At 47.4% G+C, this 23,619-nt stretch carries 21 protein-coding genes; all 21 read left to right on the forward strand.

Going from position 1 to position 23,619, the window contains the following annotated elements:
- The first annotated feature begins 33 nt into the window (after positions 1-33).
- The 21 genes from gmd (at position 34) to GJT30_16840 (ending at position 23,613) form a co-directional block, all read left to right on the forward strand.
- On the forward strand, positions 34-1,083 hold the full coding sequence (gene gmd / locus GJT30_16740; GenBank protein MSM41266.1) for a GDP-mannose 4,6-dehydratase: 1,050 nt from the start codon (positions 34-36) through the stop codon (positions 1,081-1,083).
- Positions 1,076-2,038, forward strand: a complete 963-nt coding sequence (locus GJT30_16745; GenBank protein MSM41267.1) for an NAD-dependent epimerase/dehydratase family protein — start codon at positions 1,076-1,078, stop codon at positions 2,036-2,038. Before gmd ends, GJT30_16745 begins: the two co-directional genes overlap by 8 nt.
- A gap of 80 nt (positions 2,039-2,118) precedes the next feature.
- Positions 2,119-3,321 (forward strand): lipopolysaccharide biosynthesis protein, encoded by a 1,203-nt coding sequence (locus GJT30_16750; protein MSM41268.1) that lies wholly within the window; start codon positions 2,119-2,121, stop codon positions 3,319-3,321.
- A gap of 173 nt (positions 3,322-3,494) precedes the next feature.
- Positions 3,495-4,940, forward strand: coding sequence for an oligosaccharide flippase family protein (locus GJT30_16755; GenBank protein MSM41269.1), 1,446 nt, complete (start codon positions 3,495-3,497; stop codon positions 4,938-4,940).
- 46 nt (positions 4,941-4,986) lie between these two features.
- Positions 4,987-6,033 carry a methyltransferase domain-containing protein gene (locus GJT30_16760; protein MSM41270.1) on the forward strand — a complete coding sequence of 349 codons (1,047 nt, stop codon included), beginning with the start codon at positions 4,987-4,989 and terminating at the stop codon, positions 6,031-6,033.
- A gap of 21 nt (positions 6,034-6,054) precedes the next feature.
- Complete coding sequence (locus tag GJT30_16765) at positions 6,055-7,029, forward strand: glycosyltransferase (GenBank protein ID MSM41271.1); 975 nt, start codon at positions 6,055-6,057, stop codon at positions 7,027-7,029.
- A gap of 20 nt (positions 7,030-7,049) precedes the next feature.
- Entirely contained in the window at positions 7,050-7,937 is an 888-nt protein-coding gene (locus GJT30_16770) for a glycosyltransferase (protein ID MSM41272.1), read from the forward strand.
- Positions 7,938-8,075: 138 nt separating this feature from the next.
- Positions 8,076-9,320, forward strand: coding sequence for a hypothetical protein (locus GJT30_16775; GenBank protein ID MSM41273.1), 1,245 nt, complete (start codon positions 8,076-8,078; stop codon positions 9,318-9,320).
- Between the two features lie 20 nt (positions 9,321-9,340).
- Complete coding sequence (locus GJT30_16780) at positions 9,341-9,955, forward strand: methyltransferase domain-containing protein (GenBank protein MSM41274.1); 615 nt, start codon at positions 9,341-9,343, stop codon at positions 9,953-9,955.
- A 1-nt stretch (position 9,956) separates the two neighbouring features.
- Entirely contained in the window at positions 9,957-11,081 is a 1,125-nt protein-coding gene (locus GJT30_16785) for a hypothetical protein (protein ID MSM41275.1), read from the forward strand.
- 96 nt (positions 11,082-11,177) lie between these two features.
- The gene (locus tag GJT30_16790) at positions 11,178-12,062 is read left to right on the forward strand and encodes an FkbM family methyltransferase (GenBank protein ID MSM41276.1); all 885 of its coding nucleotides are present in this window, start codon (positions 11,178-11,180) and stop codon (positions 12,060-12,062) included.
- 100 nt (positions 12,063-12,162) lie between these two features.
- Positions 12,163-12,945, forward strand: coding sequence for a glycosyltransferase (locus GJT30_16795; protein ID MSM41277.1), 783 nt, complete (start codon positions 12,163-12,165; stop codon positions 12,943-12,945).
- A 44-nt stretch (positions 12,946-12,989) separates the two neighbouring features.
- Positions 12,990-13,571 carry a sugar transferase gene (locus tag GJT30_16800; protein MSM41278.1) on the forward strand — a complete coding sequence of 194 codons (582 nt, stop codon included), beginning with the start codon at positions 12,990-12,992 and terminating at the stop codon, positions 13,569-13,571.
- Positions 13,535-14,728: a glycosyltransferase gene (locus GJT30_16805; protein MSM41279.1), complete on the forward strand. Its 1,194-nt coding sequence runs from the start codon at positions 13,535-13,537 to the stop codon at positions 14,726-14,728. Before GJT30_16800 ends, GJT30_16805 begins: the two co-directional genes overlap by 37 nt.
- Positions 14,729-14,852: 124 nt before the next feature.
- Entirely contained in the window at positions 14,853-16,796 is a 1,944-nt protein-coding gene (locus tag GJT30_16810) for an SDR family NAD(P)-dependent oxidoreductase (GenBank protein ID MSM41280.1), read from the forward strand.
- 150 nt (positions 16,797-16,946) lie between these two features.
- A complete protein-coding gene (locus GJT30_16815) occupies positions 16,947-18,524 on the forward strand; it encodes a capsule assembly Wzi family protein (GenBank protein ID MSM41281.1) in 1,578 nt (525 codons plus the stop codon).
- A 33-nt stretch (positions 18,525-18,557) separates the two neighbouring features.
- Entirely contained in the window at positions 18,558-19,541 is a 984-nt protein-coding gene (galE, locus tag GJT30_16820) for a UDP-glucose 4-epimerase GalE (protein MSM41282.1), read from the forward strand.
- Between the two features lie 35 nt (positions 19,542-19,576).
- On the forward strand, positions 19,577-20,455 hold the full coding sequence (locus tag GJT30_16825) for a YicC family protein (protein MSM41283.1): 879 nt from the start codon (positions 19,577-19,579) through the stop codon (positions 20,453-20,455).
- 31 nt (positions 20,456-20,486) lie between these two features.
- Positions 20,487-21,098, forward strand: coding sequence for a guanylate kinase (locus GJT30_16830; GenBank protein ID MSM41284.1), 612 nt, complete (start codon positions 20,487-20,489; stop codon positions 21,096-21,098).
- Between the two features lie 19 nt (positions 21,099-21,117).
- Entirely contained in the window at positions 21,118-21,327 is a 210-nt protein-coding gene (locus tag GJT30_16835) for a DNA-directed RNA polymerase subunit omega (protein MSM41285.1), read from the forward strand.
- A gap of 135 nt (positions 21,328-21,462) precedes the next feature.
- Positions 21,463-23,613 (forward strand): RelA/SpoT family protein, encoded by a 2,151-nt coding sequence (locus GJT30_16840; protein ID MSM41286.1) that lies wholly within the window; start codon positions 21,463-21,465, stop codon positions 23,611-23,613.
- Positions 23,614-23,619 lie beyond the last annotated feature (6 nt).

The following is a 23,619-nucleotide window of genomic DNA, read 5'->3' on the forward strand; positions in this document are numbered from 1 at the left end:
TAGACGATATAAGTATCTACTTCGGGAGGGTTCATGAAGAGAGCATTGATAACCGGCATTACCGGCCAGGACGGTTCCTATCTGGCTGAATTGCTGTTGCAGAAGGGGTATGAGGTGCACGGCATCATCCGCCGTTCATCTTCGTTCAATACCGGCAGGATCGACGGCATCTATCGCGACCCGCACGAGACCGGGGTGAGGATGTTCCTCCATTATGGCGACCTGAACGATGCCAGCTCCATCAACAAGGTGCTGCGCGATGTGCGGCCCGACGAGATCTACAACCTGGGCGCCCAGAGCCATGTCAGGGTCTCCTTCGATGTCCCGGAGTATACCGGTGAGGTCGATGCCCTGGGGGCGGTGCGGATACTGGAAGGGATCCGCGAGACCGAGCTCAATACCAGGTTCTATCAGGCATCGTCGTCCGAACTCTATGGCAAGGTCGTGGAGACGCCGCAGAAGGAGACTACCCCCTTCTATCCCCGCTCTCCCTATGCCTGCGCCAAGGCATATTCCTATTACATCACCGTCAACTACCGCGAAAGCTACAATCTCTTTGCCTGTAACGGCATCCTCTTCAACCACGAGTCGCCACGACGCGGCGAGACCTTTGTCACCCGCAAGATCACCAGGGCAGCGGCACGGATCAAGGTCGGTCTGCAGGACCGATTGTATCTTGGGAACCTTGAGGCGATGCGCGACTGGGGTTTTGCCGGGGATTACGTGGAGGCGATGTGGCTGATGCTGCAGCAGTCCGAGCCGGACGACTACGTTGTGGCGACCGGCGAGACCCATTCGGTGCGGGAGTTCGCGGAAAAGGTCTTCGCCCGGCTCGACATGCCCCTGGAATGGCAGGGGAGCGGCGTAACAGAGCGGGGGATCGACAGCAGGACCGGGAAGATCGTCATCGAGATCGACCCCAAGTATTTCCGGCCGGCAGAGGTCGATCTGCTGCTCGGTGATGCAAGCAAGGCCCGTGCGCAGTTGGGATGGAAGCCCAAAACCGATTTCGACAGCCTGGTGGAGATGATGGTGGCTGCTGACCTTTCCCTGGCGGAACGGGACAAGCGGGCCAATGGATAGAGAGGCGCGGATCTTCGTTGCCGGCCACCGGGGTCTTGCCGGCTCGGCCATCCTGAGACGTTTGCAAGCCGCCGGGTACGGGAACCTCATTACACGCAGCCGTCAGGATCTCGATCTGCGCGATCAGGCAGCGGTGGAGCGGTTTTTCCGCGACGAGCGGCCTGATTACGTTTTTCTTGCCGCTGCCAAGGTTGGCGGCATTGTGGCCAATGACACCTTTCGGGCCGAATTCATCTACGACAACCTGATGATCCAGGCCAATATCATTCACCATGCCTACCTGAACGGGGTCAGGCGGCTCCTTTTCCTCGGGAGCACCTGCATCTATCCGAAACTGGCCCCGCAGCCGCTCCGAGAGGAGTACCTCCTGACCGGCCCACTGGAGCCGACCAACGACGCCTATGCCGTGGCCAAGATCGCCGGCATTACCCAGTGCCGATCCTACAACCGCCAGTACGGCACCCGCTTCCTGGCTGCCATGCCGACCAATCTCTACGGCCCCGGCGACAACTTCGACCTGCAGACCTCCCATGTCCTGCCGGCCCTTATGCGTAAGTTTCATGAGGCCAGGGTCGGCAATTCACCGACGGTGACCCTCTGGGGAAGCGGTTCCCCGCTGCGCGAATTCCTCCATGTAGATGATCTGGCCGATGCCTGCCACTTTCTGATGACCTTGCCGGATGAGCGTTACCAGCAGCTCATCGACGACCAGCAAGTACCGGCGCTGATCAATATCGGCACCGGCGAAGAGGTGAGCATCCGTGAACTGGCATTGCAGATCAGGGACGTGGTGAAGTTCGACGGCGGACTGGTCTTCGATACCACGAAACCGGACGGCACGCCGCGCAAACTGTCCGATGTCTCACGGCTGCATGGTCTGGGATGGCGACACCGCACCGGGCTGGCCGAAGGTCTGAAAGAGACGTACCGGTGGTATCTGGATAATGAAACGTAACGAGTCGTTATGTAACTGACAAAAACACGGAAACTTTGTTCTTTCTTACCGTGGAACATCCCTTGTGAACGGAGTTCTGGATGCAAGAAACCCCTCAACAGAGTCCTGTTCCTCAGCCCGAAGAAGACGAGATCAACCTTCTCGAACTCCTCCTGGTTCTTGTCAAACGGAAGCGGCTCATTGTCGGCATGACGATGGCTGCCGCCCTCATCTCTATTGTCTATTCCCTCACCCTGCCCAATATCTACACCGCCACAGCAAAGATCCTCCCCCCCCAGAAAGAGACGGGGGGTGGGCTCGCTGCTGCTCTCGGTCAACTAGGGGGGCTTGCCGGCATGGCCGGACTTGCCGGAGGACTTTCAGGTGGTTCCGACCTCTATCTCGGCATTCTCAAGAGCAGATCGGTGACAGATGCCGTGATCCAGAAGCTGAATCTGCAGACGGAGTTTAAGGCAAAGAGCATGGACGATGCCAGGCGGGCCTTTGGGGGTGTCGTCAAGTTCCAGGCGGGCAAGGACGGCATCATCACCATCTCCGCAGACAGCAAGAAACCCGAGATGGCGGCAAAGCTGGCAAATACCTGCGTTGATGAACTTCTGAAGCGGAGTGTCCAGCTCAACCTGGTGAAGGCTGGCAGCGAGAGAGTCTTTCTTGAGAAGCGGCTTGAAGTCGTCAAGGCGGATCTGACGAAGGCCGAAGATGCCCTCAAGTCCTTTGCCCAGCAGAACAGGACAATCCAGATCGATTCCCAGGCCAAGGCATCCATCGAGGGGGTGGCAAAGCTCAAGGCCGAGCTCGCAACAAGGGAGGTGCAACTGGCATCCCTGCGCAGCTACCAGACCGACGAAAGTTCCGAGGTAAAGACCTTGCAGGCAGCCATTCGCCGTTTGCATGGAGAGATCGGGCGTTTTTCAGGGGTAGGTGGAAGTGGCGAGGGGATCCCGACAGTCGGCAGTGTACCCGGCCTCGGCCTGCAGTATGCCCGCTTGATGCGCGATCTGAAGATTCAGGAGGCGATCTTCGAGCAGCTCACCAAGCAGTATGAGATGGCAAAGGTCTCCGAAGCCAAGGATTCATCGTCATTGCAGGTGCTCGACGAGGCGGTGGTGCCGGTGCGAAAGAGCAAGCCGAAAAGGTCAGTTATTGTAATGTTGTCTACCATAATCGGCTTAATTCTCAGTTTGTTCAGTGTATTTATACTTGAACAAATGGAGAAACTTTCAGCTGATGATCGTCAGAGAGTTAACAATATTAAAGGCTTGATATTCCGTTCGAAGAGCTGATGTTAGTCGATGTAAGAAATTGTGTGGAAGTAAGAGAACCTGTTAATTTCTAACCAACAGTATCTGGCATTTAACAGGTATTGTAAATAAGGGAGGTAGTATATATCGCGAATGAAAATACAGTAAATGTCGAGCATCGATTTGTTCGAAATAGTATTTATAATTTTATTGGCATGGTTGCACCAATATTAGTTGCAATTTATGCTATTCCTCTGCTCATCAAAGGGCTTGGCACAGATAGATTCGGATTATTGTCACTCATATGGATGGCTATAGGCTATTTTAGCCTCTTTGATATGGGTTTGGGACGTGCATTAACTCAGTTGGTAGCCCGAAAATTGGGAAAAGGCCAGACTGAGGAAATCCCTTTGCTACTCAGGACTGCAACTGTTTTTATGATACTTTTGGGAGTGCTCGGAGCATTGGCTGTCGCTGGGTTGTCACCATCGCTCGTTTATAACATATTAAAAATTCCTGCAGATTTACAAGATGAATCACTTATTTCTCTTTACATAGTTGCGTCATGTATACCCATTGTCATTACTACTGCAGGTTTGAGAGGAGTTCTTGAAGCATATCAGCGTTTTGATCTCTTAAATATCGTACGAATCCCGATGGGCATTTTTACTTTTTTGGGCCCTCTTCTGACGTTGTATTTTACATCTAGCCTCTACACAATCGTAGCTATACTGACACTCGGAAGGGGAATCGCATTAGTCATACATATTTTTATCTGTGTTCGATTGATACCTTCACTGCTGTCAGAGTTTTCAGTTGATTCATCCTATGTTAAACCGTTGTTGAGCTTTGGTGGATGGATTACTGTTACGAATGTTGTCGGACCAATAATGGTTTATTTAGACCGGTTTTTGATTGGCGCCTTAGCATCAACGACACAGATTTCCTATTATTCAACTCCCTATGAAGTTGTAAATAAATTGCTATTATTCCCATCTGCCATAGTTGGTGTTTTGTTTCCCGCGTTCTCGGTAAGCTATGTCCAGAACAAAAGCCAAGCAATACAACTTTATGAAAGAGCAATCAAATACATTTATATCGGAATATTTCCAATAGTTATAATTATTGTAACTTTAGCTCATGATGGTTTGCAATTATGGATAGGTAATGAATTCGCTCAACACAGTACTCATGTTTTGCAGTGGTTGGCAGTAGGGGTTTTTATAAATAGTTTATCTCAAATACCATTTACGTTTATTCAAGGTATTGGTCGCCCTGACCTTTCTTCAAAACTTCATCTTATTGAATTGCCGATATATTTGATTGTAGTTTGGTTGCTATTGAAATGGTATGGCATAGTTGGAGTTGCAATAGCATGGACAATAAGAGTGTTATTAGATGCCATACTGCTATTTTATATTGCGCACAAAATATTCATTAATGATTCTGCTAGGGTCAAATTTGTGAAGCCCAGCCTTATATTTGCATCATCTTTAATTATTTTTATTTTTGGCTCATTGCCCATGAATTTGCTAGCGAAAGGGCTTTTTCTTTGCTGCACTCTAGTTGGGTTTTATATGTTTTCGTGGATTCGATTATTGAATAACGGTGAGAGAGAGTATTTGTTGGGTAAGTTAAAACATGGTGGATATAGTTACTAATAAGGCATGATCAACTATTAATTGGCTAATAAATTATAATACTATTATGTTAGAATACCAGAAATCAGAAAGTACATTGCGCACATTTCGCACAGAAAAGTGCAGTCTGTGTGGAGAGAAAGGTGTTATTGTCTATAATGGGTTAAAAGATCTTCTATTTCACGTGAATGGGAGATGGAGTTTCATGAAGTGTTCTAATTCTAGTTGCGGGATGATGTGGCTTTACCCTATGCCAGAGGAAATAGATATTGCTAAGATTTATAAAAGATATTACACGCATAGTGAGGGAAAGCCCAAAACATTTTTTGCAAGTGTCAGAAATATGTTTGAAAACTCAATCCTTCGTGAGAGGTATGGTTATTTAGTATTCGATTTTGGAAAACGAATTAAAATATTTGACATGTTAGTTGGCTTGTTACCGTTTCTTGGGGAGAATGTTGGAGGTGACATTGCTTATGTCGAATATCTTGAAAATGGAAAAATGTTAGATGTTGGCTGCGGCAATGGACATTATCTTAACAAAATGAGTTGTTTGGGGTGGGAGGTGCAAGGCGTTGACCCAGATGAGCAGGCTGCCGGATTTGCTCAGGCTAGGTATGGTCTTCAAGTAACTGTCGGTACTGTCTATGATGCTAATTTTGCTGATGATTCATTTGATGTCATAACGCTGAATCATGTCATAGAGCATGTGCATGACTATATTTCATTGCTGGTAGAGTGCAAAAGAATTTTAAAACCGAGTGGAAAGCTTATTCTGACTACTCCTAATGTCGATAGTTTGGGATGCCGTTATTACAATGAGTATTGGAGGGGGCTTGAGCCTCCAAGGCATCTACATCTGTTTACCCAGAAGGCACTCATTGCATGTTGCAAGCAAGTTGGTCTGGAAATTCTTCTTTCAAGGACATCTCCTCGTGCTGCCAGGGGAATGTGGGTGGTTTCAAAAAATTTAAGAAGTAATGGGGTATATGCAAGCGACTATATAACATGGCCAAGACGTATAGAGGGTGGGATATTCAGGGTTATAGAGTCCCTGCTGTGTAAGATCGGAATGAATGTCGGAGAAGAAAATATCATTATTGTCAAAAAATAAATATTGAAATGTGAGTAATGAATGAGTGATCCTGCACTATCCATCATAATTGTAAGTTATAATACAAAGAACGACTTGCAACAATGTTTAGATGGGCTAAAAAAAGAGAATGTTCCTCTAGAAGTATTCGTTGTGGATAATGGTTCGACAGATGGTACCATTGATATGTTGAGGGATGAGTATTCTGAGTGGACTGCATTTACACTTATATTAAATAACAAGAATGTTGGGTTCACGCATGCATGCAATCAACCTTTATCGCAATGTCATGGCGAATATGTCCTTTTTCTGAATTCCGATACCATTATATATTCTGATGCACTGCAAAAATTAGTAGATTTTATGGATTCCAATTCTGATGTTGGTGTCATTGGTCCCAAATTATATTATGGGGACAAGAAGCTTCAATTATCATGTTTTTATGATTCCCCTGTTTTGAATCTGCTTAATATATTGTGTTGGCACCTACTTCCATGCAATTTGGCGGAGAGTTTTTATGTTAAATGGTTCTACAGTCGGTGGATTGATCAGGAGCAGAAGGATGTTGGGTGGGTTTCTGGCGCATGCTTGATGATTCGCAGGAGCGTCGCGATAGAGTTGAAAGGATTTGATGATAAATTTTTTCTGTCAGCACAGGATTCATTAGATCTCTGTAAAAGAGTCAAGGGAAAAAATTATCGTATTGTTTTCTATCCTAAGGCGGAGATTATTCATTATTGTGGGCGAAGTACCAATAATAATGCAGGTGTTGATAAAAAGGTAAAATTCCTACTCCATATGCATCATGGTCATTTATATTATTATAGAAAGCATCATGGCATATTTATCATGGTTGTATTGAAGTGCATATTTTCAATCATAAGTTTATTAAAGGGATTATTTGCAGGAATAATTTATGCTTTTACATTGTCTGACAGATATAAAATAGCAAGTCAATCTAGAATTGTATTATCATATAAGATACTGGCGTTGCAGATACCTCACCCTAGCATTTAAAAAGGTATGAGTAGATCGTAATGTCGAATAATTGTATACCTAATATATCTGTTGTTATTCCTACGTATAATAGAGCCGAAGAGTTGGCGCTGACTCTGCCAAGCTATATCAATAATATGTATGTTAGGGAGATTATTGTTGTTAATAACGGTTCGACTGATACAACTAGTGATGTAGTCAGTTCTTATATAAATGATGTAGCTCGTGTGGTTGAAATTAAATTGCCAGATAAAATTGGGGCGCCTAAAGCTCGTACTATAGGTTTGTCTTATGTTGATTGTGAATACATCTTGCTTGGTGAAGATGATGTCTATTTGGCGCCTGACTACACGAAGGTGCTTTATGATCAATTGAGTGAAAATAGTTGCGATATCATTTCAGGGAAAATTATCAATATAAGAGTCAGCTCCACTGGTGACCTGGGTAAATTGATATCTGATCTCGATACTCGGGAAATGGAAGGATTTCCACAAGATTTTAGCCCATATCAAGTTTCGCTTTCCCAATTAAAGACCGGTAGGCCAATACAGGTACCATATAGTCACATAATCATTCTCGGTAAAAAATCAGTCTTTGACAATATTGATTTTGATCCTTGGTATTCAGCTGGCAACGGATACCGGGAAGATACTGATTTTTTACTGACTGCCCGAAAACACGGATTTAAGCTGTTCTTTTCCCAAGACACGGTTTGCTTTCATTTGAGAGGGATTTTAAGTCAAAAAGGTGGGCAGAGAATTAATCGTATCCTCATTGAATATTGGGCGATCTACAACACATGGTATATGACGAAAAAGCATTGGGGGTTGGTCTCCGATGATTTCAAATTAATAAATGGACCTCTCTACAATACAGTCATCTACTCTCTGAGTAGGTGGAAGTATTACTTCCAGCGTATTTTGCAATAATTATAATAATCAATAGATTTACGTTCATAATGTGTTGACTAAATCGATTGCCTTGTAATGCTTGCGGATGTTGTGGTGGAGCTAATTTGATCGATCCTAAATGAGTTAGGTTATTGGCGTACATATTGTGAGGTTGCCTTGAAAAGAATTAAACCTAATTTATTGAGCAAGCCGCAAATTATATTCTTTACGGTATACCTTGTAATGTACTTATTCAGTGTATTGCCAACAGAACATGAAGAAGCAAATAGCATTAAGGCAAATATCAATTCATTTGGAATTACATGTCATTTCATATCTATAGCTTGTTTCTCAATTGGGTCGTATTTAGCATTAATGGTAAGGAGTGATAAACATGATGGTAATGTGAGGCTTGATCTTCAAAGATCTCGATTCAATGTATTTATTTGGTCGTATTGTGCAATCAGTATAGGTGTATTATTGTGGCAAATAGTTATTTCAGTAGATTTGAATGAATATTTAACCCGTTTGATGACAGGTATTGTTTTAAGGCAAGCCGACCCCGGTGCCCGAAATTTTGTTCTACTTAGTCATGAACAAGGAGGATTGTCGGGTCTAATAAAGATGTTTTCATTTCTTCCTTTGTCTGCCTTGTATATGGTTTTAACAGAACAAATCATCGTTAACAATTCCCATAGCAAGTTTGGAATGAATAAAATGTGGTTTAGAATTAATTTAGTATTAATACTGCTAACCGTACTTATAAGGGCATCTTTAGCACTCGATAGGGGTGTATTGATGTATTTTATTATAATAATAACATATTATGTAATTTATTCTACGGAATCAATATCTAAATCATTTTTTGTTGTAGTAAGGAAGCCTGTAACCTATTTAGCTTTAATTGTAGTTGTATATTCAGTAAATATCATTAGTGGACTGAGGCAGGGTATTGGACTTGTCGATACATTAATAGAATATTGCGCTCTTGGATTAGCTAATTTATCAATACTATTACACTCTGAGTATGATCTTACATATGGTTTGAACTTGTTAAATGTAATTATGTTTCCGCTGAAGTATTTCGGTTTACTTGATATTGTACCTGAATTTAGGCAAGCTGACTTTGTCTGGAATCCTGCACGTTATTTGACAGCATATGCTTACCAGGATTTTGGAATTATGTTTATATTGTTTTTTATATTTTTCGGTTTTGTTTCGACAGTGATATTTAGAAAGGCATGGTTCAGTTCCAATCCTTGCTATCTTGTCGTGTTATTTCCAGTTATCGTCGCAATTATAGGTTCTTTTAGTATCCCACCGTTTAGGGGACCAGAGTGGTGGGTGAGCATGTTTATGGCCATAATTGGAATCAGATTGTCATATCGTAAGCAACCTGTTTTCAATATTCACGAGCCGTAGCAATAGTGGAGTAATTTGTTATGAGGTCAAAAGTAGTAAGAACTTTTTGTGGTAAGCATCTGGACTATGGGAGTAATGATGGGCATGTCACAAAGAGTCTGTTTGGAAATAAAGACATTGATGATTTATATGTTTCGGATATCGAATTCAAAATATCGGAAGCTAATAGGTCTATTGCTAAGAACTTCTTATACATTGATCCTGTTAGTTCGCGTATTGAAAATGAGGGTTCTTTTTTCGATTCGATAACGTGTATCCATGTTATCGAGCATGTATCAAGCGTGGATTGTTTGATGAGGGAAATGAATAGGCAGTTAAAAGTTGGCGGGCGGTTATATCTGGAGTCACCAAATTCGAGGTCTCTTTTTGTTCCTTCATTATCTAGTGATAGGACGTGGAACTTTTATGACGATCCGACACATTTAAGGCCATATACTACAAACGCTTTAAGAAGCATTTGTTTGTCTCACGGGTTTAGAATTCTGAAGTCAGGAATATATCGAGAGCTTAAATATGCTGCTATATTTCCAATTGCACCAATCATTAGTTTGATTTTAAGAGATTGGAGGCCTGTCCATTATGCTTCGATTCATCTGATTGGTTGGTCTTCATTTGTATTGTGCGAAAAGGTTTGAAGTGAAAATATTCAATGATAGCAAAATACATAAGCGAACCATTGCTTGTTTTGAGATATTAATACACATAATTCATGCCATAATGTGCTTCTTAAAGCATATTTTTAACGTACGCAGTGAGCCATGTATTGTCCTTGTTGATGGTTTTTTGATTGGCGATGCGGTTTTATTGAGGCCGCTAATCAAATCATTAATACATAAATATTCTTCTACGCATAAAATCATAGTAATATCAGGTGGCCATTCACGTGAAATATACTCAGATCTTAGCGACAATATACAATTAATTGAATACCAATTCCCATGGGCTGTGTATGATTATTCTTTTCAGGGAATAACTAATCTGATTCGTATATGGTGTAGATTATATTTAATGTCTATTGATATTGCAATTGAAGCACGTGGTGATGTGAGAAGTATTTCGTGGATGTATTTAACATGCCCTGTTCGACTAGTGGGTTTCGATTTTACAGGTGGGAGGTCCTTGATATCGGACATCGTTCCCGATGACGGTAAAATAGTTCACTTGTTTGAACATGTACAAAGGATTGGTCGTTTAGTGGGCTGTAGTGTGTCCGATGTTGATATCAAGCACGCCCGGAGTAACTCTGAGCACAGAATTGGTAAAAGGATTGGGCTTTCCTTCAGCGGTTCTCAAATCCTTAGAAACCTTCCTGAGGATATCGGTTGCTCCATTATAAATACACTTATATCAGATTCTGATTGTGAAATTTGGTATATACAATCGCCTGCAGAAAAAGTATTCACAGATAATTATTTAACTCAAAAATTCGGAAACCACGTACATGTTTTCACAGGTAATTTCAATGAGTATTTCAATTTTATTAAGTCACTGAGTTTGTATATCGGTATGGATAGTGGTGGAGGTCATCTTTGTTCATTGTGGGAGGTCCCAGCTGTAATTATATTCGGTACTCAGTTGTCATATTATACAATGCCAGTAGGGAATCCTTCTTTATATTGCGCTGAATCAGAAACCTGTTTGTCGTGCCGACCTTGTCGAGGTGTTAAGTGTCAAAATGATGTATATCAAAAATGCTTGATTGATATTGATATCACTAAAATAATTAAAACTGCGTTAATAACAAATAAATTAACGCAGTAGTTATATAGTGCAATGTCAGTAGTGAATTGTTAAAGGCATGTTACATAAATGCTGTACTCTGAAATACTGCAAACCAGTGCTAGATGAGGAATTGATATGTTTTTGAAATTAAAGAAAGTGATAAAGAATAATAATAAATACCTATATGATATTATCAGGAAATGCTCTATAAATTGTTATGGTCATATCAGGCAATGGAGGCTAGCAAGCTTTAAATCGCCTATTTATTACCCTTTTTCATACAATGGGATATCATTTCATATTTTGCTTGATCCTGTAAATGGCCTGATTGATCATGAGATTGCTTGGAAAGGAGTTTATGAGGAGGATACGCTTGATTTTTATGTCACGCAATTAAAAGAAGGTCAGATATATGTTGATATTGGGTCAAATATTGGACAACATGCTTTATTTGCCTCGCGCTTGGTGGGCGACTCTGGGCATGTAATTTCATTTGAGCCAATTAGGCGTCTGTATGCGCAACAGACTAAAAGTATAATAAAAAATTCCATCAAGAATATAACTACTATGAATGTTGCTTGCGGGAATTTTACTGGAGAAGCCATAATTTATTTGAGGGATTCTAATGCGGGTGGGTCTTCCTTGGTACCATTTATAGAAGAAGGTGGTGTGACTGAATCTGTCAAGGTTGTTGTTGCAGATAGTGTGCTTAATGATTTTCAACGTATAGATTTTATCAAAATTGATGCTGAAGGATTTGAATATGAGGTGTTGCAGGGATTAGGTGATACTTTAAAAAGGCACATGCCAAGGCTTTTTATCGAATATTCTCCCGAATTTTATGTGAATACGAAATCTGGTCCAGATCATAATGGAGTCAAGCTGTTACGCTTTTTAGTAAGTTATGGTTATACATTCATTAACTTCAATGATAATTGTTCTACTATCGCTGATCCAGTTCTTTGGGGAGTGAAGTGTTGCAAAGAGCAATGTAATTTATTATGTATACCACAAAATTAATGAAAGGTAGTGTTGGCACGTTTGGTATGTAAGTATATTCTACCACAAATATCTCACATGAATCAGATATCTTTGAAGCATGATATCGGTAATACAAATAATGACTGATAACTTAAAAGTAACAATCATTACTGTATGCTTTAATAGTGAAGAAACTATTGCTGACACAATTAAATCAGTAATATCTCAGAATTATTCTAATATTGAGCATATTGTTGTTGACGGTGCATCTAATGACAAAACACTGGAAATTGTTAGAATGTTTCCTGATAATGAGGTGTTAATAGTTTCAGAGCCGGACCGGGGAATTTATGATGCTATGAACAAGGGGATTTCATTGGCAACAGGGGATATTGTCGGTTTTTTAAATGCCGATGACTTCTATGCTGATGACAATGTCATTCAAGAGATCGTAAATGTATTTTCTGATTCGACTATAGAAGCATGTTATTCCGATTTGGTATATGTTGATAAAGACAACATTAATACTGTTGTTAGATATTGGAAATCTCGACATTATCGCGATGGGCTGTTCAGCAAGGGATGGGTGCCGCCGCATCCTACATTTTTTACGCGTCGAGAGTTATATGATCGTTTAGGGGATTTCGATTTAACATTTCCAATTGCAGCGGATTTTGAGCTGATGCTGCGATTTATTGCCTGCAATAAAGTAAAAACACATTACATACCTCATGTTACGGTTCATATGCGGTTGGGTGGAACATCCAACAAGAGTATAAAAAATATCATTAGGCAAAATATCGAAATACGAAAAGCAATCATGAAGAATGGTATTAAGACATCTGTTGGATTTTATAGTTGTAGAGTTGTAGATAAATTAACACAATACGTCAAAAAACCGAAATACGATCGTGAATACTAAACTGTGTGCTAAATATAGTATATATTTAACTATGTGGCATCATTATGAAATTATATAAGAATAAACTTAAGCGTTTTTACGATATATGTTTTTCTGGGTTATTGTTACTGTTGTTACTGCCTTTATTGCTGTTAATTGCAATGATCGTCAGGTTAACGTCCCCCGGTCCAGCTTTTTATTGGTCTGAGCGAGTTGGAGCAAATAATCAGATTTTTAACATGCCGAAATTTAGAACAATGCAGATAAATACTCCTACTGTTGCAACTCATCTGCTTGGAGATCCAACACATTATGTCACATCTATCGGCCATTTTCTGCGTAGAACAAGTTTGGATGAGTTGCCGCAGTTGTATAGCATCTTGTGCGGTGATATGAGTTTTGTTGGGCCTCGACCCGCATTATATAATCAAGACGATTTGATCAAACTGCGAGTGGAAAGAGGCGTTCATCGGCTAATACCTGGGCTTACAGGGTGGGCTCAGATTAATGGTCGTGATGAGTTGCCAATTCCTATAAAAGTTGATTTGGATGAATATTATCTCCAAAATCAATCACTGTGTTTTGATTTAAGGATAATCGTGATTACTTTATTCAAAGTTTTACGTCGCGATGGAGTTGCCCATTGACAGATTCGACGCACATTCCATTGGTTACCATAGTAACACCATCTTATAATCAGGGTCGATTTATTGAAGCAACTATCTTGAGTGTGTTAAATCAGGACTACCCCAATATTGAATATTTTGTTATTGATGGCGGTTCATCAGATAACACTATTGATATTCTTCAAAAATATGAAAATCGTCTTACGTGGATTTCTGAGCCTGATATCGGGCAATCTCAAGCGATTAACAAAGGATTCCAGCTGGGTAGGGGAGAAATCCTTGGTTGGCTTAATTCTGATGATACCTACGAGCCCGGTGCAATTCGCACTGTTGTGGAATATCTTGGAAAGCATGCTGACATCATGATGGTATATGGTGAAGGCAATCTCATGGATATAGATGGAAATTTTATAAAACGTTTTCCTACAATGCAAACCTTCGATTTGTGGGCATTTATTTTTCAGTTGTCCAATTTTATGCAGCCATCAACTTTTTTCCGCAAAAATGCAATCAGCACGCTTGGATTATTAGACACAAGCATGCACTGGTATATGGATTTTGAATATTGGTTGCGTATTGGGTCTCGGTTTAATGTCGGCCATTCTAATCACGTATTATCTAACACCAGAATCTACCCTGCGACAAAGACTGCTCGTGGCGGTATAATAAGATTATATGAATTATTTTCTGTTATAAATAAATACAGCAGTAATACATTTATAGCTTCTTCATGTATGTTTATAGGTGGATTATTCGCGTCACATCTCAAGTATAAGCACACGAAGATATATAATTGTTTTCAAAGTCATATTTTATTGTGCAAATCTTTTCTCAAAAAAAAAATATCAAACCATCACGGTGTTTATGCTGACGATTGGCTAGGGAAGAAAGCTCGTTTTATGCTTCCTGTACTGAATGCAGCGAGTCATATCCGAATTGGAATTGAATTCCCTGAAGACACTCGACTTATACCGAATCAGATTTGTGCCGAATTAAATGGTAAAGCAGTAAGTGTTCTCTCTTGTGCTACCCCTGGCAGTTATCAGTTGAAAATCCCCTGTAACTCCATAGCTACCGCTCCGATTGAAATTGTTTTGATCTTCTCCCGCGCCCTTCCTCCGGACAGCCAGCGCCGGCGGCTTGCCTGCAAGCTTGTCAGTGTGGATTTCATTGCTTGATTTATAAGAACTTTCCCACCAGTATCTCGTGCCGGCAATGACATGCCACGTTGACATGCCATAAGTTTTTGCTAGATTTGGAGGGTGTTCTTGTTCTGACATTGACGCTATCCCGGAGAGTCGTATGTTTTCAGGCCGCAGAATCTTGGTCTTCCTTCTTGATACATGCCTCATTGCCTGTGCTTACGTTCTTTCGTTTGTTTTTCGTTTCGATTTTTACCTTTCTTCTGAGATCTTCGAGGTCGTCTTACAGTCATTGGCAATCGTACTTGCCGTAAAGGTAACGATTTTTCTTGCCTCTGGTCTGTACCGTAATATCTGGCGTTATGCTTCACTACAGGATGCCGTCGAGATCTTCAAGGTCGTTACGCTATCTACCATCCTTTCGGCATTTGCCCTGCTGCTGTTCCACCAGACCCCCCACATCCCTCGTTCCATTTACCTCCTGGACTGGTTTCTCCTCTTTTTCATGATGTCGAGCAGCCGCCTGGTATGGCGCATGTACCGGGAGCGGTGTCTGCTCCCCAAACTGCACAGCGGGCGGCGTACTCTCATCGTCGGAGCCGGGGAAGCGGGTAACCTTCTGCTAAAGGAGATACGGAAACAGGCGGACTCTCCCTACAACGTGATCGGTTTCGTGGACGATGACTTGGACAAGCAGAAGATGCGCCTGGCCGGGGTGCCGGTGCTGGGAACTGTCGCTCACCTGCATGGCGTTATCCGCAAGTATGCCGTTGAAGATGTGATCATCGCCATTCCTTCGGCCAGTGGCACCGTCATCCGAAACCTGGTGGACTGCTGCAAGAAGACCAAGGTCCGCTTCAAGACATTGCCGAGCATCACCGCAATCATTGATGGCAAAATATCCGTCTCACACATCAAGGATGTGGAGATTGAGGACCTGCTCGGGAGGGAAACGGTTACCCTGGATGAAGGAAGGATCTGCGACTACCTCACCGGCAAGCGCGTTCTGGTAACCGGAGCCGCCGGGAGTATCGGCAGCGAGATCTGCCGGCAGGTGGCTGCATTTGGCCCGGCGAAGCTGATTCTCTTCGACAATGCCGAGACGCCGCTCTATCATATCGAGAAGGAATTGACTGAAAAATATATGGAATTTCCCCTCATTCCGGTGCTTGGCGACATCCGGCACCGCGACCGCGTCGAAGAGGTGATGGGAGAATTTTTACCCGATGTGGTCTTCCACGCCGCAGCCTACAAGCATGTGCCGATGATGGAGTACAATCCGGCTGAGGCAGTTACCAACAACATCCAGGGCACGAAGATCCTGGCTGATGCGGCGCATCGCGTCGGTGTGAGAAATTTCGTGATGATCTCCACTGACAAGGCGGTGAATCCCACCAATGTCATGGGGGCGAGCAAACGGACTGCCGAGATTTACGTCCAGGCGCTGGCGAGAAAGAGCGGGACGAACTTCACCACGGTCCGGTTCGGGAATGTCCTTGGCAGCAACGGCAGCGTCATCCCGCTGTTCAAGGAGCAGATCAGGAACGGTGGCCCGGTTACGGTTACCGACTCCCGGGTCATCCGCTATTTCATGACCATCCCCGAGGCTTGCCAACTGGTGCTGCAGGCCGGGTGTATCGGAAATGGCGGGGAGATTTTCGTGCTCGATATGGGTGAGCCGGTCCGCATCCTGGATCTTGCCGAAGAGCTGATCCGCCTTTCCGGATTTACTCCGAACCAGGACATCGATATCGTTTTTACCGGTCTGCGTCCTGGAGAGAAGCTGTTCGAGGAGCTTCTGATAGAGGGGGAAGGGATAAAGCCAACAGCTCATGAAAAGATTCGCGTGCTCGAGTCGGTTGCAATCGACCTGAATGACATAAACAGTGAACTGGCCGTACTGTTCCAGCTTGCCCATCAGAGCGACATCCCCGGCTTGCTGGCAACCCTTCGCGACCTGGTCCCGGAATTCACCCCTCGCTATTCCTTTGACGGCCAGGCGCCACCTGCCTTTCAGCGCGTTCGGCCGGATCTCTTTCCCCTCGCCCGCAAGGGCGTCCATAAAGTCCTGTCACTCAAGAAACTGCACCAGCAGACAGTCTGATTTTTCTTGACAAACAGGCATCCGTATGGGACCTGAAGAAGGGTTTACTTCCTGATGTAGTGGGGTTTCGTGTTGCTCCCGAAAGTATCGAATATCTGCAACCAGTCTGTATTCAAATGCCTGAGACGTTTTTCCCTCGTGCTGCTGGCGATGTTCGTCGCAGGGATCTCTTTCACCTCTTCATGCCATGCAGGGGTGGCAGCTGCCAACATCCCCCTTGACAGCAGTCTCTACCAAGGGCTGGAGAAACTCGCAGGATATGGGCTTATTCCCTCCGAGTTCAGGGGCATTCGTCCCTATTCCCGTGCCGAGGCGGCCCGGCTTCTCACGCAGGCCGAAGAAGCCCTGACAGTGCAGAAGGAGGCTGTCCCTCCTCTCGCCCATGAGCTGGTGAAGCAGTTACGGGCACTGGTACCCCGCGAGATAGCCCTCCAGAGTGATGCATCGTCTGCTCCGCTGTTCGACATCAATCCGTTCGCCTCTATCCGTCTCCGGTATACCTGGCTGGACGGTCTTGCCCGCAATTTCACCCGGCAGGTACACGACCCCGGTGGTGATGGTGTTTTCGGTATCGGAGCAGGCCTGCGGCCGGACAATCCCTACCCCTCGCCAGTCTGGCAACAGGGGGGGGAAGGAACCCCGCTGTTTGAAAACAATGAGGGGGTGCGATATGTGGACGGCGACAACTTCCATGCCCAGTGGGGCATGGAGGCCACAGTCTCCACCTGGGGGCTCCTCTTTCTGGAACCGCAATTCCTGCATTCTGCCGAGACCGACCGGGTAGACCTGCGCAAGGGATATGTGAAGCTCGGCAATGGGGCGCTGGAACTGGAGATCGGGCGTGATGCCGCGTGGTTCGGGCCCGGATACCGGGGCGCCCTGACCCTCACCAACAACGCGCGCAATTTCGACCTGGTCAAGCTGTCGAGCCCGGAGCCGGTTGATCTCGGTAACTGGGGGCTTCTGAAATATGCGCTGCTCGCTTCCCGTTTCGAGCGAACGGTTACCAACGGGGTGGAGCGCGAGCCTTACTTCTTTGCCCTGAAGCTTTCCTACAAGCCCGTCGACGCCTGGGAAATCGGCTTCAACATGGGGAAGCAGGTGGGAGGCCCCGGGGTCGACAACAGTCTTGGCAGCACGTTGCGTGGCATTGTCGGCGGTACGAGCGATGACAATGCCAACAGCCTGGCCGGTTTCGATCTCCGCTACCGCGCCTCCTGGTTACGCAATACGGAATTCTACGGGGAGTTCTCCGGAGAGGATACCGCCAAGTTCTGGCCGATTGTGGAAAGTTACGTGGCAGGCATCTTTGTCCCGAATCTGACCGGTGATGGCCGTAATGACCTCAGGTTCGAGTATTTCTGGGGGAACCAGATCCTCTACACCAACGGCACCTTTCCCGGGGGGTATGTGAACCAGGGGATGCCGATCGGCCATTCCCAGGGGGGGGCGACCCAGGACTTCTTCTTCAGGTACAGCCACTGGTTTTCAGCGAGGACTAACCTGGCCCTGGAGTATATCCATACCCAGCGCGGCGTGATCGGAAAGCTTCCGGGGCAGGAAGAGGAGCAGAAGAACGCCTGGCGCGGCTTCTGTCGCCTGCCCATTTATGGTGACTGGGATGCGGAGCTGATGTATGGCTGGGAGCATGTCAACAATTTCGACCTTCTCCCCGGAGCAGAGCGGACAAATCAGGTTTTTGCGCTAGACTTGAGCTACCGTTATTAAGGAACACAGCCTATTCTGACGAAGGGATGCACCATGCAGAAAGTTCTTGTTACCGGAGGTTGCGGCTATATCGGTAGCCATGTGGTTCGCCAGTTGAGCGAGGCCGGCTATGCAGTGGTCGTCTATGATAATCTCTCGACCGGGTTTGCCGACGCACTCATTCATGGGGAACAGCTGATCGTGGGGGATCTCGCCGATACGGCGCGGCTGGATGCCCTGTTCGTGGAGCACGGCTTCAGACAGGTCCTCCATTTTGCCGCGGCAATCGTGGCCCCTGAATCGGTCACCGATCCGCTCAAATATTATTCCAATAATACCCGCAATACCCTCAATCTGCTCCAGGCCTGCGTCAAGCACGGTGTCGAACGCTTCGTCTTCTCCAGCACTGCTGCGGTATATGGCATGCCCGCTGACGGCTATGCCAGCGAGACGAGTCCTACCGAGCCGATCAATCCCTATGGAACCTCGAAACTGATGAGCGAATGGATGCTGCGGGACACGGCAGCTGCCCATGCCCTGAAATTCGTGGCTCTCCGCTATTTCAACGTTGCCGGAGCCGATCCGCTGGCGCGCATGGGGCAGCGCACCCCGGAGGCAACCCATCTGATCAAGGTCTGTTGCCAGACTGCCCTCGGCCTGCGTGACCGGGTGGCCATCTACGGCACCGACTACGATACGCCGGACGGCACGGGGATCCGCGATTACATCCACATCGAGGATCTGGCGGCTGCCCATCTTGCTGCGCTTTCCTATCTGGAACAGGGGGGAGAGTCGACGCGCATTAATGTGGGCTATGGCTGTGGGGCAAGTGTGCGGGAGGTCATCTCCCTGGTGAAAGATGTGAGTGGTATCGATTTCCCGGTCATCGAGGCGCCGCGGCGGCCGGGTGACCCGGCCATGCTGGTGGCCCGTGCGGATAAAATCCGTTCGCTGCTAGCCTGGACTTCCCGCCACGACAACCTGCGGAGCATCGTGGCCGATGCCTGGCGCTGGGAAAGCAAGTTGCAGGGCAGATAGCGGTTTAGACTGTTCAGATCTCAGGAGTTTTTTTTATGATAAAGAGCATGACCGGATATGGCAAGGCAGTACGGGAGGTCGGGGGGAGCAAGCTGGTGGTGGAGATCCGCTCGGTGAACCATCGCTATGGCGAGGTCTCCGTCAAGGTGCCGCGGACGATGCTGGCATTGGAAAATGATGTCAGGCGCCTGGTGACGACGCGGCTCAAACGGGGCAAGATCGAGGTCTTTGTCAAACAGGAGTCGTTTGTCGGGGCGGCAAGCATGCCGGTTCTGAACATCCCCCTTGCCAAGGCCTATCATAAGGCGTTCATGTCGTTGAAGGAGGCGCTGGGGCTCGGAGAACCCATATCCCTGTCGCTGCTCGCGGCACAGCGCGACGTGCTGGTCATCGGTGACGAAGAGTCCGCACCCGAGACCTGGCTTCCCGAACTGACCGCTGCCGCCAACCAGGCGGTCGACGGTCTCGAAGCCATGCGGATGCGCGAGGGGGAGGCGCTTCTGGCCGACATCACCCAGCGCCTGGCAACCCTGGAATCCCTCATTGCAACAGTGGCCGAACGGGTGCCACAGGTCGTCAGCGATACGGCGGCAAAGCTGCGGGAAAGGGTTTCGCAGCTCCTTGCCAGCAACCCCCTCGATGAGGCGAGGATCGCCCAGGAGGTGGCTCTCATGGCTGATCGGTGCGATGTGACCGAAGAGCTGGTACGGTTCAGGAGCCATCTTACACAGATGTCGTCAACCCTGCGGGCAGACGAGCCGGTGGGGCGCAAGCTGGATTTTCTGCTCCAGGAGCTGAACCGGGAGGTGAACACCATCGGTTCGAAGGCCAACGATGCAGAGCTTGCGACGCAGGTGATCGCCCTCAAGGCCGAGCTGGAAAAGATCCGCGAGCAGGTGCAGAATATCGAATAGCGCCGGAAAGGTAAGGGGGGAAGGGGTTTTCATGAAACGAGAAGGGATTGTCTTCATTATCTCTGCTCCGTCAGGGGCCGGCAAGACCACGCTCTGCAAGGAAGTCATTGACATATTCCATGATTTGCGGCATTCTGTGAGCTACACCACGCGGCAGGCGCGCCCCGGCGAGGTTCATGGCCGGGATTATTTTTTTGTGGGACAGGAAGAGTTTCGCCGGATGGTGGAGGCTGATGAGTTTGTCGAATGGGCCGAGGTCCATGGCAACTGTTACGGAACCGCCCTTGCTACCCTGGCAGAGTACCGCAGCCGCAACATCGACGTGATTCTGGATATCGATTGCCAGGGAGCGCGTCAACTCAAGGAACAGTTTGCCGGAGGGGTTTTCATCTTCATCCTGCCTCCCAGCTACCATGAATTGCGTCGCCGGCTGGATAAGCGCAATTCCGACAGCGAAGAGGTCATTGAGATGCGGATCGAGAATGCCGCCGCCGAGATCCGTGAGTCCCGCTGGTATAATTACATCATTTTCAACGACGATTTCAGTCGGGCACTTGAAGAGCTGAAATCGGTCATCATCGCCGAACGTTGCCGGACCGATCGGGTTCTGGATGCTGTCGGCGAGATGTTCGAGCTTTCGTAACACAAAAAGGGGGAGATAGATGGCACGGGTTACGGTTGAAGATTGTCTCGAACGGGTAGATAACCGTTTTCTGCTGGTGATGTTGGCGTCCAAAAGGGTGAAACAGCTCTACAAGGGGGCCAGGCCGCTTATTGAAAACAAAAGCACCAACAAAAATGTCGTTCTTGCCTTGCGCGAGATTGCTGCCGGCAAGGTCAACTACGAACTGACTGCACGCCGAAGCCGGTAACGGTTTTGTTGCGGAGGGCAGAGGCTGTCAAGCTTTTGCCCTCTTTTTGTATCTCCTGCACGACATTTCCGTTCGCACATCTTCGGCTGATTACCGCTCCCCAACCCTTGCTTCAGGTAACGGTGCCGCTCACCTATGATCAGGCTTAACGACATACTCGATAAAGTGATGGCGTACAACCCTTCAGCTGACCTGGATCTGGTCCGCAAGGCCTACGTCTATTGCGCCAAGGTCCACCAGGGTCAGACGCGCCTTTCCGGTGAGCCCTATCTGGTGCATCCCATGGAGGTGGCGGCAATTCTCGCCGATCTCCGTCTGGATGTCCCCACGGTGGTTACCGGACTCCTGCACGACACGGTCGAGGACACCCTGACCACCCTGGATGAACTGAAGGAGCTGTTTGGCGAAGAGGTGGCGATCCTGGTTGACGGCGTAACCAAGATCGGCAAGATCCATTTCAAGACCAAAGAGGAGAGCCAGGCTGAGAACTTCCGCAAGATGCTCCTGGCCATGTCCAACGACATCCGGGTCATCCTGATCAAGCTTGCCGACCGCCTGCACAACATGCGGACCCTGCAGTACCAGCCTGAACCCAAGCAGCGCAGCATTGCCAAGGAAACCCTCGATATTTACGCCCCCATAGCCAACCGGCTCGGCATCTCCTGGATCAAGAGCGAGCTGGAGGACCTTTCTTTCCGCTACCTCGACCCGCAACTCTACTACGATCTCGCCTCAAAAGTGACCAAGAAGAAGAAGGAGCGGGAAGCCGATGTGGAGAAGGCGCGCTCCACCATCGCCGCCAAACTGGCAGAGCATGACATCAAGGGTGATGTCTATGGCCGGAGCAAGCATCTCTATTCCATCTATCGCAAGATGGAAAGCCGTAACGTGGATATCGACCAGATCTATGACCTGATCGCCATCCGTGTCATGGTGGAGGGGATTCGCGAGTGCTACGAGGTGCTCGGCATCATCCACTCCACCTGGAAACCGGTGCCGGGCCGCTTCAAGGACTACATCGCCATGCCTAAGGGGAACATGTACCAGTCGCTGCACACGACGGTCATCGGTCCTTTCGGCGAACGGATGGAGGTGCAGATCCGCACCGGCGAGATGCATCGGGTGGCCGAGGCGGGAATCGCGGCGCACTGGAAATACAAGGAGGGGAAAGGGTACGACGAGAAGGACGTCAAGCGCTTTGCCTGGCTCCGGCAACTGCTGGAGTGGCAGCAGGAGCTGCAGGACTCCCGCGAGTTCATGGACACAGTCAAGGTGGAACTCTTCCCGGAAGAGGTCTACGTCTTTACCCCCAAGGGGGATGTGAAGAGCTTTCCCAAGGGGTCGACCCCCATCGATTTTGCCTACAGCGTCCATACCGATGTGGGGCACCGTTGTGTCGGCGCCAAGGTCAACGGCAAACTGGTGCCGCTCAAGCACGAACTCAAGACCGGCGATATCGTCGAGGTGCTCACCTCGCCGCACCATACCCCCAGCAAGGACTGGCTGAAGGTTGTCAGGAGTTCGCGGGCGCGCAACAAGATCCGTGTCTGGATCAAGACCGAGGAGCGCAAGAGGAGCATCACCCTGGGCCGCGAGATCTGCGAGAAGGAGTTCCGCCGCTACTCGCTCAATTTTGCAAAGCTGCAGAGGAGTGGGGACGTCAAGAAGCTTGCTGCCGAATTCGGCCTTGTTACTGAGGAAGACCTCCTGGCCTCTATCGGTTACGGCAAACTTTCCTCCCATCAGGTCATTGCCAAGCTTATCCCGGCGGAGAAGCTGGAGCAGCATCAGGAGCGCAAGGAGAGCCGGGTCGGCAAGGTCATCGAAAAGCTGATCAAGAAATCTTCGAGTGCGATCCAGATCAGCGGAGTAGAGGATGTCCTGGTCCGCTTCGGCAAATGCTGCAACCCGGTTCCCGGTGACGACATCGTCGGGTTCATCACCCGGGGGCGAGGGGTAACGATCCATACCAGCGACTGTCCGCTGGCCCTGGAGAGCGACCCTGACCGTCGGATCGAGGTCGCCTGGAACAGGGACAAGCGCGCCGCATTGCCGGTCAAGATCAGGGTCACCTGCCATGACGAAAAGGGGATCCTGGCCAACATCTCCCAGGCCATCACCAACTGCGAGGCCAACATCGCCAGTGCCACGATTCAGAGCACCGTGGACAAGCGCGGCATCAATATCTTCGAGATTGAAATCACCGACCTCGACCACCTGAACCGGGTGATCAAGAGCGTCATGCAGATCAAAGGGGTCACCAAGGTTGACCGGCTGAAGAGCTGAACGGTT

Source organism: Geobacter sp. (assembly GCA_009684525.1).
Classification (GTDB): domain Bacteria; phylum Desulfobacterota; class Desulfuromonadia; order Geobacterales; family DSM-12255; genus Geoanaerobacter.

Bases quoted from the DNA above. Each gene is read 5' to 3' on its own strand.
- GJT30_16830 (MSM41284.1), top strand. From the start codon at position 20,487: ATGAAACGAGAAGGGATTGTCTTCATTATCTCTGCTCCGTCAGGGGCC.
- gmd (MSM41266.1), top strand. From the start codon at position 34: ATGAAGAGAGCATTGATAACCGGCATTACCGGCCAGGACGGTTCCTAT.
- GJT30_16755 (MSM41269.1), top strand. From the start codon at position 3,495: ATGGTTGCACCAATATTAGTTGCAATTTATGCTATTCCTCTGCTCATC.
- GJT30_16840 (MSM41286.1), top strand. From the start codon at position 21,463: ATGATCAGGCTTAACGACATACTCGATAAAGTGATGGCGTACAACCCT.
- GJT30_16800 (MSM41278.1), top strand. From the start codon at position 12,990: ATGAAATTATATAAGAATAAACTTAAGCGTTTTTACGATATATGTTTT.
- GJT30_16760 (MSM41270.1), top strand. From the start codon at position 4,987: ATGTTAGAATACCAGAAATCAGAAAGTACATTGCGCACATTTCGCACA.
- GJT30_16790 (MSM41276.1), top strand. From the start codon at position 11,178: ATGTTTTTGAAATTAAAGAAAGTGATAAAGAATAATAATAAATACCTA.
- GJT30_16815 (MSM41281.1), top strand. From the start codon at position 16,947: ATGTTCGTCGCAGGGATCTCTTTCACCTCTTCATGCCATGCAGGGGTG.
- GJT30_16835 (MSM41285.1), top strand. From the start codon at position 21,118: ATGGCACGGGTTACGGTTGAAGATTGTCTCGAACGGGTAGATAACCGT.
- GJT30_16750 (MSM41268.1), top strand. From the start codon at position 2,119: ATGCAAGAAACCCCTCAACAGAGTCCTGTTCCTCAGCCCGAAGAAGAC.
- GJT30_16795 (MSM41277.1), top strand. From the start codon at position 12,163: ATGACTGATAACTTAAAAGTAACAATCATTACTGTATGCTTTAATAGT.
- GJT30_16765 (MSM41271.1), top strand. From the start codon at position 6,055: ATGAGTGATCCTGCACTATCCATCATAATTGTAAGTTATAATACAAAG.
- GJT30_16780 (MSM41274.1), top strand. From the start codon at position 9,341: ATGAGGTCAAAAGTAGTAAGAACTTTTTGTGGTAAGCATCTGGACTAT.
- GJT30_16745 (MSM41267.1), top strand. From the start codon at position 1,076: ATGGATAGAGAGGCGCGGATCTTCGTTGCCGGCCACCGGGGTCTTGCC.
- galE (MSM41282.1), top strand. From the start codon at position 18,558: ATGCAGAAAGTTCTTGTTACCGGAGGTTGCGGCTATATCGGTAGCCAT.
- GJT30_16825 (MSM41283.1), top strand. From the start codon at position 19,577: ATGATAAAGAGCATGACCGGATATGGCAAGGCAGTACGGGAGGTCGGG.
- GJT30_16810 (MSM41280.1), top strand. From the start codon at position 14,853: ATGTTTTCAGGCCGCAGAATCTTGGTCTTCCTTCTTGATACATGCCTC.
- GJT30_16770 (MSM41272.1), top strand. From the start codon at position 7,050: ATGTCGAATAATTGTATACCTAATATATCTGTTGTTATTCCTACGTAT.